Annotated in this window: 13 protein-coding genes and 6 tRNA genes; 13 read left to right on the top strand and 6 right to left on the bottom strand. The window is 36.9% G+C overall.

From position 1 onward, the window contains the following. Positions 1-38: 38 nt before the first annotated feature. From RI844_RS00545 to RI844_RS00530, 4 genes are all read right to left on the bottom strand, one after another. Complete coding sequence (locus RI844_RS00545) at positions 39-1598, bottom strand: tryptophan halogenase family protein (RefSeq protein WP_348396537.1); 1560 nt, start codon at positions 1596-1598, stop codon at positions 39-41. Positions 1599-1612: 14 nt separating this feature from the next. Further along, a complete protein-coding gene (locus tag RI844_RS00540) occupies positions 1613-2314 on the bottom strand; it encodes a SapC family protein (RefSeq protein ID WP_348396536.1) in 702 nt (233 codons plus the stop codon). A 41-nt stretch (positions 2315-2355) separates the two neighbouring features. Beyond that, complete coding sequence (locus tag RI844_RS00535) at positions 2356-3915, bottom strand: tryptophan halogenase family protein (protein ID WP_348396535.1); 1560 nt, start codon at positions 3913-3915, stop codon at positions 2356-2358. Between the two features lie 99 nt (positions 3916-4014). Beyond that, positions 4015-6594, bottom strand: a complete 2580-nt coding sequence (locus tag RI844_RS00530; RefSeq protein WP_348396534.1) for a TonB-dependent receptor — start codon at positions 6592-6594, stop codon at positions 4015-4017. A gap of 570 nt (positions 6595-7164) precedes the next feature. On the opposite strand from RI844_RS00530, the gene aqpZ reads away from it, so the two are divergent. Continuing rightward, the gene (gene aqpZ, locus RI844_RS00525) at positions 7165-7860 is read left to right on the top strand and encodes an aquaporin Z (protein WP_348396533.1); all 696 of its coding nucleotides are present in this window, start codon (positions 7165-7167) and stop codon (positions 7858-7860) included. 53 nt (positions 7861-7913) lie between these two features. Here the strand turns inward: aqpZ and pgi are convergent, their stop codons facing one another. Next, positions 7914-9560: a glucose-6-phosphate isomerase gene (gene pgi / locus RI844_RS00520; RefSeq protein ID WP_348396532.1), complete on the bottom strand. Its 1647-nt coding sequence runs from the start codon at positions 9558-9560 to the stop codon at positions 7914-7916. Positions 9561-9827: 267 nt separating this feature from the next. Between pgi and RI844_RS00515 the strand changes: the two genes are divergently transcribed. The 8 genes from RI844_RS00515 (at position 9828) to RI844_RS00480 (ending at position 11828) form a co-directional block, all read left to right on the top strand. Continuing rightward, positions 9828-10853, top strand: a complete 1026-nt coding sequence (locus tag RI844_RS00515; RefSeq protein ID WP_348396531.1) for a LacI family DNA-binding transcriptional regulator — start codon at positions 9828-9830, stop codon at positions 10851-10853. 77 nt (positions 10854-10930) lie between these two features. Continuing rightward, entirely contained in the window at positions 10931-11092 is a 162-nt protein-coding gene (locus RI844_RS00510; protein ID WP_348396530.1) for a hypothetical protein, read from the top strand. Beyond that, positions 11083-11159: transfer RNA gene (locus tag RI844_RS00505), tRNA-Met, on the top strand. Before RI844_RS00510 ends, RI844_RS00505 begins: the two co-directional genes overlap by 10 nt. Before the next feature lie 8 nt (positions 11160-11167). Then, positions 11168-11252 (top strand) — tRNA-Leu (locus RI844_RS00500). A 100-nt stretch (positions 11253-11352) separates the two neighbouring features. Further along, positions 11353-11427, top strand: a tRNA-Gln gene (locus tag RI844_RS00495). 49 nt (positions 11428-11476) lie between these two features. Then, positions 11477-11551, top strand: a tRNA-Gln gene (locus RI844_RS00490). A 74-nt stretch (positions 11552-11625) separates the two neighbouring features. Then, a tRNA-Met gene (locus RI844_RS00485) sits at positions 11626-11702 on the top strand. Positions 11703-11743: 41 nt separating this feature from the next. Next, positions 11744-11828: transfer RNA gene (locus tag RI844_RS00480), tRNA-Leu, on the top strand. Positions 11829-12085: 257 nt separating this feature from the next. On the opposite strand, the gene RI844_RS00475 is transcribed toward RI844_RS00480, so the two are convergent. Then, a complete protein-coding gene (locus RI844_RS00475; protein WP_348396529.1) occupies positions 12086-12910 on the bottom strand; it encodes a hypothetical protein in 825 nt (274 codons plus the stop codon). Between the two features lie 169 nt (positions 12911-13079). On the opposite strand from RI844_RS00475, the gene RI844_RS00470 reads away from it, so the two are divergent. The 4 genes from RI844_RS00470 to RI844_RS00455 all read left to right on the top strand — a co-directional run bounded on the left by RI844_RS00470 (position 13080) and on the right by RI844_RS00455 (position 16270). Next, on the top strand, positions 13080-13562 hold the full coding sequence (locus RI844_RS00470) for a hypothetical protein (protein ID WP_348396528.1): 483 nt from the start codon (positions 13080-13082) through the stop codon (positions 13560-13562). Positions 13563-13736: 174 nt separating this feature from the next. Then, positions 13737-14231 carry a hypothetical protein gene (locus RI844_RS00465; protein WP_348396527.1) on the top strand — a complete coding sequence of 165 codons (495 nt, stop codon included), beginning with the start codon at positions 13737-13739 and terminating at the stop codon, positions 14229-14231. 165 nt (positions 14232-14396) lie between these two features. Next, positions 14397-15539 (top strand): hypothetical protein, encoded by a 1143-nt coding sequence (locus RI844_RS00460; RefSeq protein WP_348396526.1) that lies wholly within the window; start codon positions 14397-14399, stop codon positions 15537-15539. A gap of 242 nt (positions 15540-15781) precedes the next feature. Next, positions 15782-16270 carry a DUF2165 family protein gene (locus RI844_RS00455; protein WP_348396525.1) on the top strand — a complete coding sequence of 163 codons (489 nt, stop codon included), beginning with the start codon at positions 15782-15784 and terminating at the stop codon, positions 16268-16270. The last annotated feature ends 377 nt before the right edge of the window (positions 16271-16647 follow it).

The raw sequence follows: 16647 nt of genomic DNA, 5'->3' as shown, positions 1-16647 counted from the left end.
AAGTGAATTTTCATAAAATTTCTAACAGCCTGAATATTCTAAAGTTTTGGAAACCCGTATTTATACACCTTTTCTACTAACTCCCTATGTGTAGGCAGCTCCCTAGTTAGCATCTCATTAACATTATCAACGCTTTTAAACTTTTTAACGGCTTCTTCTGTTCGAGCAAAAGATGAACTGTTTACTGAAATATCTACATCATATTTCATTCCATAAAGCACAAATAAATAACTATCTAATACAAACGGTTCATAGGCATAATCAAAATCATATTTAGTTGGAGGATGAGTTTTCCAATGCGCTAAACGTTTTTGTAATGCTTCAGGTATTGATTCAGTTGCACAGTTATCAACCCAATAAGGTGTATCTTCTCGCTTGGTAATACAATAATGAAGTTTGACAAAATCAACACTCTTATCCCAACGCAAACGAAACGTAGAATTGTATTTTTCTTCAACATATTGCATTGCATCAAGCGTGCGAGGAAATTGGTCAGCAAGCATATTGGCCGCGGCTTCGACAAGGAAAATAGCCGAAGCTTCTAATGGTTCAATAAATGCGGCAGACATGCCAATAGCAACACAGTTTTTATGCCAAAATTTTTCTCGATAACCTAAATTTAATGGAATTTTTCGAACTTCGATTCCTTCAGACATGGGGCCAGCATATTCTCGAAGTACTTCTTCGGCTCGCTTGTCTGTTGTATATTTACTGCTATACACATAGCCAACACCGCGGCGATTATGTAATCCAATATCCCAAGTCCAACCGGCCTCATGAGCGGTTGCGATAGTATGCGTAGCAATGGGTGTGTCAGCAGACTCATAAGGGACTTGCATTGCTATGGCCGTGTCATTAAACAATACATCATCAATTTTAAGCCAAGGAATATCTAAAGCTCCATCAGCTAAAATTGCCTTTGAGCCTGAGCAATCAATAAAGAAATCAGCTACCTGCTCTCCTGCAGTATCAGTTTCAACTGAGCGGATAAAACCTTCGGCGTCTAAATTAACCTTAGTAACATTGGCTTTGATTTGTGTAACACCTAATTTCTCGGTGCTATGTTTTGCTAAAAACCCAGCAAATTTATTAGCATTTAAATGATACGAGTAATTTTGAATAGCATCAAAAGCAGGAGTTGTAATTTTTTTAGGTCCTAAGCCTTGATCACAAACGTATGCTTGCGTAGCAACGGCTTGGTCGTAAGCTTTGTCGGCAGCATTACCCAATAACCAATAAGGTGCTAAATTAAAATCGTATGATGAATGAAATACTGCGCTCAAGGGGTGGTAGTAACTTTGTGTTTCATCACCTTTTGGTGTTTCAGCCCAGTTTACAAACTGAGAACCTTGCTTAAACGTGGCATCGCATTCACGCATAAACTCACCTTCGTCAATACCAAGGTTTTCCAATGTTGTCCGAATTGTTGGCCAAGTCCCCTCGCCAACACCAATAATAGGAATATTAGGCGATTCAACCAAGGTAACTTGTACCGCATCAGGAGAAATACTATTCAATTGTTTGGCCAGTATTGATGCGCTAAGCCAGCCGGCGGTGCCACCACCTACAACTAATACATTGTTTATTACTTTTGCCATACGATTATGCCTTATTACTTAGCTAACTTTTTACTAGCCAGATTATGAATACACTGCATTGATAATAGTGAAGCATAAATAGCTTTTAATGCACCACTGGTTCTAAGTATCGAAAATTGCTCATCACTTAGCTCATTTAATGCTTTTTCATTAATGGTGTATAAGCCATTTAATGCGTATTCTTGTTCATTTTCTAACTTTAAATTTAATGTTTGGGCAGTGAGTAAGTCTCTTTCAATCAACATTTTGATGAAGCCCTGTGTGGCATAATTATTTTCAATAAATTTAACCACACTTTCAGCTTTATTATTTAACCAAGTGCTTTGTTTACCGTCGCTATCAAATAAGGCGTCACCTTCTTCTTCATTGACTAAATCACTTTCTACATCAAAGCATAAAACGCCTTGATCGCTGCCTTCTTGTTGACTAAATAAGAATGGGTATAAAGACAATGATTGTGGCTTGTATGTGGCAAGCCATGAATCTTCACTAACAAATAAATTTTCTTCTGGCTTTAAGCCCAATAATGCAATGGCTCTAAATTGTCCTGTTTCTGAGTCTTTAATAAAAACAATAGGAAAGTCTTGGCTGGCCGCGGCGAACTCTTGTACAACTAACGGCACGAAGTGTCTATTTGCACTTTGAGCCAATGCTGGATTGTGCTTAATTTTAATATTGCTATGAATTTTATTATTTATTGCTTGAATATCAGCCATGTTACTTCTCCTGAACACTGTTTTTAGAGTTCAATTATTTGTTATATTGTTTGAAAACCGTATTGTTGTATTTTTTTTAGCAGTTCTCTGTTTAAAGGTAATTGCGCTTTTAAATGCTTGGCAATTTCTTGTACTTTATTAAAATGCATTATTGCTGTGTCATTATTTGCATAAGCATTGTGATTAAAACTTAAATCTTGTTCAAATCCCATCCCATACAGCACATATTGATAGCTTTCTAATGGGAATGGCTCATAAACATTATCAAAATCATAATTAGTAAGCGGTTGGTAACGCCACCTTTCTAAAGATTCCAATAAAGAATCTGGCACGGTTGCTAAGTTTTTATTATCCAGCCAAAATTGTTCATTTCTGTTGGATAAAAAATAATGCATTTTAATAAAGTCGATGGTTTTCTGCCATCGATAGGTGAATGATGAATTGAATTTTTTCTCGACAATATGCATAGACTTGCGGTTTTGCGGCAATAACTCGCTAAGCATATTACTGGCGGCTTCGATTAAAAATATCGCCGATGCTTCAAGTGGCTCAACAAACGCTGCCGACAAACCAATGGCTAAACAGTTTTTATGCCAAAACTTTTCTCGATAGCCAACATTCATTTTAATTAATTTAGCATCTAAGTTTGCTGCTTGCGGGCCAATATAGTCTCTTAATACCTGCTCAGCTCTTTCATGAGTTGTATGTTCAGAAGAGTAAACATAACCAGTGCCGCGACGATTTGCTAAGGCGATATCCCAGGTCCAACCCGCTTCTTGAGCGGTAGAAATTGTACAGCTTGATACGGGAGAGTTCTCATCTTCATATGGAACTTGTATGGTGATAGCATGATCGGTTAGTAAGGTATCTTTAATACTCTTAAAAGGTACTTTTAGTGCTTCTCCCAACAGTAAACTTTTAAAACCGGTACAATCTACATAAAATCCACCTTGTACAACACCTGCGGTGTCGGTAGAAATAGTATCAATATAACCATCAGCATCTAAGTCAACATCGGTCACATTGGCTGAAATTAAATTTACGCCTAAATTTTCAGTGGCGTGTTCTCGTAATAAATCGGTGAATAAGCCGGCATCTAAATGATAGGCATAGTTTTGGACGCCTTCGAATTCTTTATTCAACATTGTTTTTGGTGCCAGGCCCAATTCACAGACCTGCCCCTGTACACTTACAGAATCTGCGTAGCTTAATTTTTCTGAGCTGTTATTTAAATTCCAGTAAGGTGCTAAGTTAAATTCAGAAGGGTCAAAGATAGAAGTAAATAAATGATAGTAATGATTATTTACATCATTTTTTGGTGTTTCTTTCCAATTTACAAATTTTGTCGCCTGCTTTAATGAAGCGTTACATTTACGCATAAATGTTGTTTCACTAATGCCAATTTTTGCCAACGTTTTACGCATTGTTGGCCAAGTGCCTTCACCAACGCCAATGGTTGGAATATCAGGTGACTCAACGAGTGTAACCTGAATGGAATTAGGTAATTTACTATTAAACTGTTTCGCTAAATTTGCAGCAGTTAGCCAGCCAGCGGTACCACCACCAACAATAACCACATGATTAATAATTTGATCAGACATACAGTAATTACCAAATAGAGAATAGTAGGAGTTAAATGTAACGTTATCTTAAATTAAAGGGAAGGCACAGCCTTCCCTTTTAAATTTAAAACTTAAGTACTACATACGGTATGTTGCTTTAAGGAAGTAACGTGAACCGTTATCTACAGCAGTACGTAGTGTTTGTGCGCCGCCGCTGTGACGAGCATAAACAACTTCTCCACCTAAGTTGATACCTTCAATTGTAATATCGATGTTCTTCGTTGCATGCCAAGTAAAGTTAGCATCTAAGAACGCTTGTTCATCGTTAGTATCTAACTGGTTGGCAATTGCTGTACCTGGTGCTAAGAAATCACTACGGTATGTATAAGCTACACGAGCAGCAAACATATCATTTTCATAGTAACCCGTTAGGTTATATGAATTTCTTGAGTTACCTGGTAATTGAATAATGTCACCTGCATCATTTTCAGCTTTTGCATCTGTGTAGGTATAGTTAAAGATAGTACCAAAGTTACCAAAGGTTTGTTGATACTGGAACTCAACACCATCTACATTACCACCACGGCCTTGAGCTGGTACTGTTACACGCCAATCACGTACAACACCATTTTCATCTTCAAAACTTATTGTTTCCTGTTTAGAGGTTACGAAAGATTTAATATCTTTGGTAAAGTAAGCAACAGATGCTAAAGACTCTTCGTTAAAGTACCATTCTAAACCGATATCCGTTTGAGTTGCACGGAATGGGTCCATATCAGGATTACCCATATTTGCAGTATACGAAGTTGGGTTAACATTACTAACAGAAGGTGTTAATTGTGAATAGCCTGGACGACTCATTACCCGAGCCGCTGACATACGTAAAATTAAATCATCAGCTAAATCGATAGAAATATTCATACTTGGTAACCAATCTGAATAATCACCAGGAACACTGATCACACCATTTGGTCCAATAGCTTTACCCGTCAGCTCTGTTTCAGTGTAACGTAAACCAACATTACCGCGGAAACCGTCACCTTCAAAGTTACCTTGAACATATGTTGAGATGATATCTTCTTCAACTTCGCCCCAAGTTGGATCTTGTTGTACCCAACCGGTCACTTTTGAATCTAAAAAGTTCGCGTATTTGCTACCGTTTAATTTCACATAAGATGAAATTGAACCAGAAGCCATAACTTCACCAAAATCATTTACATTGCCATCAGCAAACTCTGAAATATCGGTAACAATCGCATCTTCTAAAGTTGCATTAAGTTGGTTTTGAGTAAATTCATGGCTACGAATTTTTAAACCTGTTTCGATGCTTGAAATAGCGCCTAAATCAACATCAAAGGTAAGATCTACTTGAGCGTAAGATTCTTCATCTGACAATTCAGTTCGAGCAATTGAACTACCTAAGTGAGCAAAGCTTGTAGGATCAGTAGTATCAAAACCTGGTGTTGCAAGATACATAGTGTCATTAAGATCCATATCAAATTCAACTACAATCCCATCATCTACCGGACCGGTAGTCCAACCGTTACCCCATAAACCGTTGTAGTTACCACCGTTGCCGCCATCGGATTCTGTAGTACCAATTTTAGCGTGAATGCTATACCCATCACCTTCATAATCTGCAGAAAGCTCAGCAACCGTAGTTTCTATGTTTGCACGACGTGTATTAGTATCTTGAGCAAGTCCATTAATGTTAGTAACAGAACCGGTCAAAGGTAAACCATTTGCACCTTCAGCTAAGCGACCAGTTGAAGTATACGTGCCTCCAAAACCACCATTATCAGCATTACTATTCCATGGACCACAACAGCCGTTGTAAGCAAGCATATTCTGGTTGGTGTTAGCGGCATCTAGCTCTAAAGAAAGAACATGCGCAGTAAGTACTAGATCATCGGTTGCAGCAAACTGAGCTGTAACATCAATGGCATCACGAGTTCTATCTTGATCAAAAGCGGCAACACCTGAAGCTGACCAGCCTTCTTCCCAGTAGTTTTCAGCTTTACGTGCACGACCAATAGTTTCTAGCGTTGACGCGGTAACTAAAACACCGAACGTTTCGCTTTCGTCTTTCCAACTATACATACCAGTTACACCAGTACCTTCATCATCAGCTAGACTGTTTGAATTCATTTCTACAGAGGCAAATAAAGTATTAGCATCCATATCAAGTGGTTTGCGTGTACGCATAATAACCGTACCACCAACACCACCTTCATCAATATTAGCTTGTGGAGATTTGTAAACATCAACGCCAGCAACTAGTTCTGATGGCATCAAATCCATGTTAAATGCACGGTTGTTAGCAGATTGTGAAAACCAACCAGTAGAAGCAACAAAGTTACCATTTAGCTGCACTTGAGTTAATTGTGGATCAATACCACGTATTGATACTTCATTACCTTCACCGGTAAAACCTCGGTTAATAGTAACACCTGATACACGCTGTAAAGATTCAGCAATGTTTTTATCCGGGAATTTACCAATGTCTTCTGCTGAAATAGATTCAACGACGGCATTGGCAAAACGTTTCGCATTAAGGTTTTTCTTTAAACTACCGCGAATACCGGTAACTTCAATAACTTCAATTTTCTTTTCTGCAGCTTGAGCTTCTTCAGCGGCACTTACAGAAGAAACACTTCCGATCAGTGCTACAGCGATGCTACTAGCTAGTACATGTTTCTGGAATTTGATTGACGACATTTTCCTACCCTTTAGATTTATTTTAGTTTTCACCACAACCGCGCAACCAGTTAAAAAATTTAAAAATCACCTACAACCTATTTTTAAGTTTTTGTTTAACTCAAATGACAGCGCTGTCAAAAGCTTAATCAAAACCATACACAGAAATTGACCTCTTGGCTACAAAAAATTACAAAAAATTGTAAACACAAGGCAAAAACCATTAACACAAGCTTAACAAATTAAGCATATACAACCTTAAAAACAAACACTTACAAAACATCCCACTTCAGTATAGCTTTTATTTACTTTTATACAAATATTCAACTTCAGTAGTCAATTTTCAGCTAAAAAACAACAAAACAGCGCTGTCATTTAAATTAAAAATGATATTTTCAGGAAGTTTTCCCAATTTAGAGCTAAATTTTATGTAAGCTAAAAATTATTTAATAATTTCATTGATCTACAGAATTAAAACTAATTAAACAAACAGAACAGTGGCTAGAATAATTGATTAGTGGCGTGTTTTAAGTAATTGGCGATACCTTATATTTGCTTGAAACGACATAACAATATAATAGGAAAAACATTATGACTTTAACGAATAAATTAGCTGCTGAATTCTTTGGCACATTTTGGTTGGTCTTAGGTGGTTGTGGGAGCGCGGTATTAGCGGCAGGCATACCTGATTTGGGTATTGGTTTTGTTGGTGTTTCACTGGCATTTGGTTTAACAGTAATGACTATGGCCTATGCCATTGGTCATGTATCGGGTTGCCACCTTAACCCTGCCGTCTCATTCGGTTTATGGTCTGGTGGTCGTTTTCCTGCCAATGAATTAGTACCTTATATACTTGCTCAAGTTATTGGTGGTATTGCCGGTGCTGCGGTCCTTTATTCTATTGCATCAGGCGCACCAGGTTTCGACTTAGCTGGCGGTTTTGCTTCTAATGGCTTTGCTGAACATTCACCTGGCGGTTATTCTATGATGGCGGTACTAATTGCTGAAGTAGTGATGACTTTTATGTTCTTGATGGTTATTTTAGGCGCTACAGACAAACGAGCTCCTGCTGGTTTTGCACCTATTGCTATTGGTTTATGTTTAACTCTGATTCATTTAATTACTATTCCAGTAAGTAATACTTCGGTAAACCCTGCACGTAGTACTGGTGTGGCAGTATTTGTTGGTGACTGGGCAACAGCGCAACTATGGCTATTCTGGGTAGCACCAATTGTAGGGGCTATTATTGCCGGCAAAGTTTACGGCTGGGTTTCTGCTGAGGAGTAACTGAAAAATTGTTAAGAGCGCTATAGAGAACCTATAGCGCTTTTTTATTATGATTAATTAGCTTTTACTGACTTGTAAAATTTAATTAAGTTTGCGGTAGAACTATCATGACTTTGTACAACATCATCGGATAATAGTTCAGTTTCAATATTAGCAGCTAAACCTTTGCCAAGCTCAACTCCCCATTGATCAAATGAACAAACTTGCAACAAGATCCCTTGTACGAATATTTTTTGTTCATACAAAGCAATCAGTTGCCCTAATGTTTTGGGACTGATCTGTGAAAGTAGTAAAGTATTAGTCGGTCTATTACCTTCGTGCACTTTATGTGGCGCAAGTTTATCAATAACTTCTTGATTACGGCCTTTGGCTTTTAAATCAGCTCTAACTTGTTCTTCGTTTACGCCTGTCATCAACGCTTGTGTTTGTGCAAAGAAGTTACTCATCAATGTTTCATGATGGCCGGCTACTGGTGTCACACTTTCTACAGAGCCAATAAAGTCACCTGGCACTATATTGTTACTTTGATGAAGGTATTGATAAAAAGCATGTTGACCATTAATACCAAGCTCGCCCCAAATAGAGGGTACCGTGGGATACGTTATTTTTTCGCCTTCCCAAGACACCGATTTACCATTACTTTCCATCTCTGCTTGTTGCAAATAAGCACTCAGCATGTGCAGAGTTTGATCGTAAGGCAAAATTGCTTGTGACTTAAAGCCCAAGAAGGTGCAATTCCATAAACTGAGTAGTGCCATAAGAACAGGTACATTTGCATTTAATGGCGCTTGTTGAAAGTGCTCATCAATTTCAAATGCCCCATCAAGTAATTCGATAAACTTGTCAAAGCCTAAATCAAGGGCAATGGGCAGCCCTATTGCTGACCATAATGAAAATCGACCGCCAACCCAGTCCCACATTGAAAAAATATTATCGGGGTGAATACCAAAATCTGTAGCATTTTTAATATTGGCGGATACAGCAACAAAATGTTTCGCTATTGCATTTTTATCGATTGCTGATTTTAATAACCATTGCGTAGCAGTATTGGCATTGGTCATGGTTTCAGTCGTGGTGAAGGTTTTACTCGACACAATAAACAATACTTTTTCAGGGTTTAATGGCGCTAGCACTTCGGTAATTTGTGCGCCATCAACATTAGAAACGTAATGTACATTTACACTTTGGTCACTATAATGTTTTAACGCTTCAGTAACCATTTGTGGCCCTAAATTAGAGCCACCTACGCCAATGTTAACAATATCGGTAATACGCTTGCCAGAATATCCCTTCCATTGCCCTTGCCTAACTTGATTAACAAACTTTTCCATATGAGCGAGTGCATCTTCAACCTGGTCGGTAACATTTTCGCCATCAAGTACAATCGCTTTTTTACTTCGATTTCGCAGAGCTGTATGTAAAACGGCACGGTTTTCAGTTAGGTTTATGCGCTCAGCATTAAACATTTTATCGCGCCAGCTTTCTAGCTCTACCTGCTCGCACAAATTCAGCAGTTGCTTAACGACTGCGTCATCAATAATGTTTTTTGAATAATCAAAAAGTATATTTGGTAACTTAATTGAGAATTTATCAAATCGTTCAGAGTCTGCTGCAAACAAATCATTCATGTGAATGTTTTGCATATTTTGAGCAAGCGAAGTGAGTTTTTTCCAACTAGATAATTCTGTTCTAACAGTCATTTTAAGCCTTTTTACAATTGAACTTGTATAATTTCATTTATAAACTAAGGTTAAATGACAGCGCTGTCAATTTATTTGTGAATTGTTTGTAACATGTAATTAAATATCCCATTAAACTTATTACGGCGACTTTACTGATTTAAATTTTGTAATTTTTGTACAAAGTCATAAAAAATAATATATAGTGCGGATGTATTAAACACGCAAGGAATGCGCTTTCATTGCCGTGTAAGTAGTTTGTATATAAGAATAATTAAAGGCTTAGCCATGAAAGTAACAATAAACGATGTAGCAAAATTATCAGGTGTTTCGATCAAAACCGTATCGCGGGTAATGAATAATGAAGCATCGGTAAGACAGGCTACTCGTGACAAAGTAATGGCTGCAGTAAAGCAACTAAATTACCAACCAAACCTCGCAGCTCGTAGCTTAGCAGGTACCAAATCTTATAACATTGCTTATATATATGATAACCCTAACGCGTATTACATTATTGATATGCAAAACGGTATATTATCGGAATGCAGAAAACAAAGTTTCGAACTTTTGATCCACCCGTGTAATTCAAAATCGGTAGATATTCTTGAAGAAATAACCACAATGATCCGTCATTCTCGAATCGCAGGGGTTGTATTAACCCCTCCTTTTTCAGAGATGCCTAATGTTGTTGATCGGCTAAATGATTTAGGGGTTAAATTTGTCAGAATATTTTCAGGCCATACCGTGCCAGATACACTATCTCCATGCATAATGGTGAATGACTTTGATGCTGCATTTGAAATAACAGAACACTTAATTGAGTTAGGACACCAAGAAATTGGCTTTATCAGTGGTGGCAAAGAGCACAAATCGACCTTCGAGCGTATAGAAGGCTTTAAAGCTGCTCTAGCCAAGAATGAAATCACCTGTCGTGAAGACTTGATTATAGATGGTGAATACTCATTCGAATCAGGCGTACAGGGTGCGCAAACATTACTGGCAAAATCAACAAGACCAACTGCAATATTCTCATGTAACGATGAAATAGCAGCCGGAGCCTTATTTGCTTCCCGTTTGGAAAATGTTGCTATACCTGAAGAACTATCGATTGTTGGTTTTGAAAATAGCCCATTCTCACGTCAAACTTGGCCAAAAATTACCACGGCTGATCAACCAAACCAAACCATTGCTCAAAATGCCACCGCTTTACTTATTAATGAAATAAGAGAGCAAAAATCTGAAGAGATTTGTGAACAATTTACACCTAAGTTATTGGTTAGAGATTCATCAGGTACAGCTAAAACCGATAGCTAATTAAAAATATATCAAGTAAAAACAAATCTAGCTTGCTATCAAGATAACGAAAAATACAATTTAGATAGCAAAAGTTCATGAATAAACGTCGATTAATAACTCAAAATGACGACTCTTTGAGCAATCGCGAAAAAAGTCGCATTTATTTTGAAAAAACAGTTGACGACACCAAGGCAGATTTGCATAATACGCCGCACTTGCTTGAGGCAACTCAAGAAAGTAATGTTATGGCTACATAGCTCAGTTGGTTAGAGCACATCACTCATAATGATGGGGTCCCAGGTTCGAGTCCCGGTGTAGCCACCATAACATTTGCGGACGTGGCGGAATTGGTAGACGCGCTGGATTTAGGTTCCAGTATCTTGCGATGTGAGAGTTCAAGTCTCTCCGTCCGCACCATTTACTATTTAGCGATATAGTAAATCCATTAGATTTAGGTTCCCTAATATTTTTTGGCAAGGTGAGAGTTAAATCTCATTAATCGTGACATTTACATTGTTGGGATATAGCCAAGCGGTAAGGCAGCGGGTTTTGATCCCGTCATTCCGAGGTTCAAATCCTCGTATCCCAGCCAATTTTTTGATTGGCTACAGCGATGTAAATAAAAATAAAAGAAATACAGTTGGGATATAGCCAAGCGGTAAGGCAGCGGGTTTTGATCCCGTCATTCCGAGGTTCAAATCCTCGTATCCCAGCCACTTTCTTTTAATTTGTAAGCATAAAATAAAGCCTTATGGCTTTTTTTTTGTTTAATGAAAAGTAAAATTTGTTTGGCTACATAGCTCAGTTGGTTAGAGCACATCACTCATAATGATGGGGTCCCAGGTTCGAGTCCCGGTGTAGCCACCATTTACTACCTTATATCAAGTTGTCTAACTCGATATCAAAATGCGGACGTGGCGGAATTGGTAGACGCGCTGGATTTAGGTTCCAGTATCTTGCGATGTGAGAGTTCAAGTCTCTCCGTCCGCACCATTTACTATTTAGCAATAAATTGAATCCATGGGGTTTAGGTTCTCCTAATACCTTTGGCAATGTGAGTGCTAAAGCTCATCCATCGCACCATTTGATTGCAAGTAAACAAAAAAACTCCAAAGCTAACTTATTTTATAAAGTTAATTTTGGAGTTTTTTTATGCATAAAATTTATTATAAGGAAAGTATTAAAAATAAATATACTGCATTCTTGAACTTTCAGGATCTATCAATTAGGCAGCTTTGTGCCACTTGCAGTCAGTGACTAGTGACGAAACTCACATAAGGATTCTTCAATCCAGTACCTAATGATTTGTCGATTACAATTTGACCTTTATTATTATATTTAACAAAGCGAATATCTGATTTATATGAAGGATGCCCAGATATTAGGTGCAGTAATTTAAACCATTGCAAATGAAGTTCTTCGAATAAAATATACACTTCTCCAGAGTTAGAAATATAAATATCTTTTACTCTTTCTTCGCTTTTTATTTCAAAAACAGGATTTGGTATATCACCAAGCTCGTAAAGGATTGTTGTATATTCTTCTTCTGAGTCGATATTGGAGTGAATAACTTTTGGAGTTTCTAAAAACTCTACCTCTTCAATTTTTTGAGAAACAATTGCTAGATACTTTTTATTATCAGAGTAAAAGAAATTCTTATTTGAAACAACGCATTGACTTAATACTTCGGAATTCTTAATGAGGCTAACATTTTGCTTGTACGTATTGCTAAGTACAAGGTAATCATTGGGCAATTCAGTTAAGTATAGCTCTGGTTTATAACTGTCCCTTCGCTGCTCTATCCATCTATTTAATTGCTTCGAATCGGAATTATCACAGTTTAGGAAGTTTTTAAGGTACGAAGTTATCAAAGTATTATGGAGGCTCTCATCGACCTTAATATGCTCACGTTTTTGGTAGCTATAATTACTAGTGGAGAGTGTTTTATTAGGCGATAACCCATTGGAGTTGATTTTGTAAAAAGAAACTTTGTTCTCTGTTTCTAATTTTACTAAGGGAGTAGCATGGACAGAATAAACGGTCATTGCTGCCAAAGTTATTGCTATCCATCTCATTTTTAATATTCCATACGAGGGGCTGTTGTTCGCTCAAAGCTGCCCCTGAGCAACTTTAATAATTTGTATTAATGTACAATACATGATGTTATTGTTTAAACACAAGTTTTTAGTGGTCTTCACAGACCGCTTAGTCGATAACACTACATTCAATAGATGGAATTATCTAATGGGCGGATACCAAATATTAATTATATTAGTAACAATACTTATATTCTTTAACGCACTTTGTCATTTCAAAGGGTGGGCTAAAAAAGGAGCTTGGCAAGGATACTCTGCAAAAGGTCAATTCTATACAGCAATAGCATTTTCATGTCTTTGCATATCACTATATGGCGACGAGTATATAGGGAACGGTTTTTTATCACTTGCATTTATGTTTCTCTATCTCTTTATTTTATTCCGTTCTATGAAAATAGAAAAAATCGCTCAAACCAAACAACTAACGAAATTGGCAACCGAAGGTAGTGACGCATTAAATCATGATATTATATTTAGTTTTCAGATTGGGCTAATTATCGCCATAGCTGAGGCTTATGACTATTATATAAACGACAAACTCTTTAATTGGTTCATCCCGTTGGGTATGTTCTCTTTCGTTTTAATAGTAAGAATTGCACAAAGGGCAACGGCTTCAAAGCGTCTCCAATGAGCGATAACCAGCCGTTTGAAAACTCAAATAACTTAGAAAATATCCACTTCCTTCATATACCTGTTATTAGATAAATAATTAATAAAAAATCAACATACATTCAATAGACTCAAAGCGAAAAGTAGTTATTCTATTAAGAGTGATGAAAGGACATTTAACAAGTGGAATGAACCTATGGACGGCGTCGAAATACTTTTAATATTGATTATATTCTCCAGCTTTTTTAATGCACTGCGACATTTCAATGGTCTAGCTCAAAAAGGAAAGTGGCAAGGGTATTCAGGTGAAGGGCAATTTTATCTGGGGTTATCCTGTTTATGTTATTTAAGCTCATCATATATAAAAGACTATTGGGGATATTATTTTGTATCTGAGGTAGCTTTATTCATCTTTCTTTTAACTTTATTTAAATCTTTAAGAGTAGAACGTAAAGCTCAACAGAAGTATTTGAAAAACATGTCAGCCCAAATGGCCAATGACAATATAAGAACTGATTTAATTTTTAGTTTTCAAGTCGGAGTCATAGTAGCAGTTATAGAAATATTTAATTATTTTATGAACGAAGAATCAATTAACTGGCTCTACCCAATAGGAGCATTTTCTTTCGTTATAATACTGAGACTTTTTGTTCGTATGATATCTAAAGTAACTGCAAAGAGTGAATTATAGTGATTCACTCTCTAACAATGAATTTAGTTTGTTCGAATTGTTTCTCTGACGAAAACAACCATATAATGAAGTCGAAATATTGAATGAAAGAACACATCGTGAGTGTCGACTCCGAGCGAGCAGCAGAAATAGTATTATCTGAATTAAAATATAAATGGACTTACAGTGATTAATAAAGCCTTACTGGTATCAGCAATTATTATTCTTGGAGTTTGGCTTTTATTTACTTCTCCAGTTCAACAAGTAAAGCCAGATACTTCAGATGAATCTCCTCTTCTTCTAAATGAAAGAAAAGTCCACAGTATTGTAAAGACTGATTTAAAAGAATCTACTGCTATAGCAACTTACGAAACGACCAATAATGAGAAAGATTACATAGTCGATTGCTCTCTTGAGCAAACAATCGATGATAAAGAATTTGATGAATACTCTCAATCCGCCAAAACTTTTCTGAAATCACTATCCAATTCGAACTTAAAAGATAAGAAACTTGAATATACTTTGTTTTCTGAGCCACTAGAAGGTGATACTAGGTTAAGTTTATTGCTTAAATTTAATGAAAGTTTTCCAAACAATCCTCTAGTTTTGCAGGAGATTATGCGAGAGTGTGAGAATTTAAATGATAACAAGGAATGCAACACAAAGCTTATAGAAACGGCTTTAGCATCAGATAAAAATAATGGTGCCATGTGGCTAAAACTCTTATTTTTCAATGCATCGAGAGAAGATGATGAAGGTATAATTTATGCAGTTCAAGAACTGGTAAAATCAACTTATTTTGATGATGGTTTTGTGAGGCGTGTCAAACTTTACTCTAAATCTTTAGAAGGCTCTATAGCTAATAATAACCACTTTAATTTAATTATTGCATTTGGAGAGGAAGTAATAAAATTACCCGCGTACTCAACTATAACCAAGTGGTGTAAGCAAAATAAAAATAGCACACTAGAGGCGGATATTTGCTTACAATTAGGCAATTACATGGAAAAAAGAAGCAAGGTATTAATTGACCAAGTGATAGGCATTGCTATTAAGAAAATAATTTTTGAAGCTCAGGGGAAATTATCACTATTCGAAGCAGCAGATATAGAATTTAAGAACACAAGAGAATATTTAGGAAATGAGCAAGTTGTGAAAGCTTCATCATTGATGATAGCGGATGAAAGCTTATTTAAATCTTGGCTAAATAATTATGAAAATTACGGTGAGTTAAAAGCTTCAAAATTATTGGTAGAAGAAGCTATTAACCTTTCAAAAAATGAGAATTATTCCCCTTGTGAAAACGAAACAACACTCACGTCTGAATGACGGTTAATGGCACAAACCTGCCGGATGAAGTCACCTTAAAACTGGAGGAGATCCCATTCAAAAGCATTATGGGATGACGGAGTGTTTATTCTAATATCGAATGGTGGCTCATGGCACTTCTGAGACGATCAACTTCATTTCAAAATAAGGAAAAAGACTCAAGCCCTTTATATATTATTTATTGCTATGCTTAATAGCAATTGAAACAATCATTTGTTTTTGTGTGTTATTAGAGAGGGCTTATGGCTATTAGATATTTAAAAATCACTCTTATACTATTGGTTGCATTACAAGCATTAATCTATGCAATTCAAAATGTAGTGAATATTGATGCAACTTATCAATCAATAGCCTATGTGATCTCTAATCAAGATCACCAAGCTTACCCTTTCTCGGTGGGACCTGACGTTACAAACCCGATATTTATATGGATTACGTTAGCGATAGTGTTAACTTGTGAGTTTAGCGCTGGCATTATATCTACTTTAGGTGCTTATCATATGTGGCAGAACCGGCAGGCAACAAGTCACGAATTTAATAGCGCAAAACATTATGCGATTATCGGATGTTTGGTTTCTATGGTTACTTGGTTTGGCTTATTTATGGTGGTTGCTGCTGCATATTTTCAAATGTGGCAAACAGCTATAGGTGATTCATCCTATAAAGGTGCATTTATGATTTTTACTGCCAGTGCGTTGATACTTGTTGTTGTAAGCCAAACGGATGATTGATTTAATAATAAAATAAAAAGGCAGCACTGACCTGACGGTCCGAGCCTGACATTTTGCCTTTCTTCTTAGAACCCAATCGAATAACTGAAAAGCTGGAATTTAAAAGTTTCAAACGTCTGCTCTCTGGGTTTTCCTATATTTTTCTTAGTAAGTCAGTATTAAGCTGTTGTGCGGTGCTTGAATATCTATAGCCCAAACCAAACAGTCCGGTTAGTGGCAAAACCTGAACTGAATTATTGAGTAAGCTACTTCAGCTTCTGGCACAAAGCAGCCGAAATCATGTACTCCCGACTTCGCGGGAATGACGGTGTTTTTCTACTTCCGCTTTTGGCTGTGAGTTCAACTGGTGAATGCAACGCTATCCAGTCGTAGAAGAT

Source organism: Thalassotalea fonticola (assembly GCF_032911225.1).
Classification (GTDB): domain Bacteria; phylum Pseudomonadota; class Gammaproteobacteria; order Enterobacterales; family Alteromonadaceae; genus Thalassotalea_A; species Thalassotalea_A fonticola.
The sequence above is the reverse complement of the archived record's forward strand: the minus strand, read 5'-3'. Positions and strand labels throughout refer to the sequence as shown.

Coding starts and splice junctions, on each gene's coding strand:
- RI844_RS00545 (WP_348396537.1), bottom strand. CDS start 1,598: ATGGCAAAAGTAATAAACAATGTATTAGTTGTAGGTGGTGGCACCGCC.
- RI844_RS00540 (WP_348396536.1), bottom strand. CDS start 2,314: ATGGCTGATATTCAAGCAATAAATAATAAAATTCATAGCAATATTAAA.
- RI844_RS00535 (WP_348396535.1), bottom strand. CDS start 3,915: ATGTCTGATCAAATTATTAATCATGTGGTTATTGTTGGTGGTGGTACC.
- RI844_RS00530 (WP_348396534.1), bottom strand. CDS start 6,594: ATGTCGTCAATCAAATTCCAGAAACATGTACTAGCTAGTAGCATCGCT.
- aqpZ (WP_348396533.1), top strand. CDS start 7,165: ATGACTTTAACGAATAAATTAGCTGCTGAATTCTTTGGCACATTTTGG.
- pgi (WP_348396532.1), bottom strand. CDS start 9,560: ATGACTGTTAGAACAGAATTATCTAGTTGGAAAAAACTCACTTCGCTT.
- RI844_RS00515 (WP_348396531.1), top strand. CDS start 9,828: ATGAAAGTAACAATAAACGATGTAGCAAAATTATCAGGTGTTTCGATC.
- RI844_RS00510 (WP_348396530.1), top strand. CDS start 10,931: ATGAATAAACGTCGATTAATAACTCAAAATGACGACTCTTTGAGCAAT.
- RI844_RS00475 (WP_348396529.1), bottom strand. CDS start 12,910: ATGAGATGGATAGCAATAACTTTGGCAGCAATGACCGTTTATTCTGTC.
- RI844_RS00470 (WP_348396528.1), top strand. CDS start 13,080: ATGGGCGGATACCAAATATTAATTATATTAGTAACAATACTTATATTC.
- RI844_RS00465 (WP_348396527.1), top strand. CDS start 13,737: ATGGACGGCGTCGAAATACTTTTAATATTGATTATATTCTCCAGCTTT.
- RI844_RS00455 (WP_348396525.1), top strand. CDS start 15,782: ATGGCTATTAGATATTTAAAAATCACTCTTATACTATTGGTTGCATTA.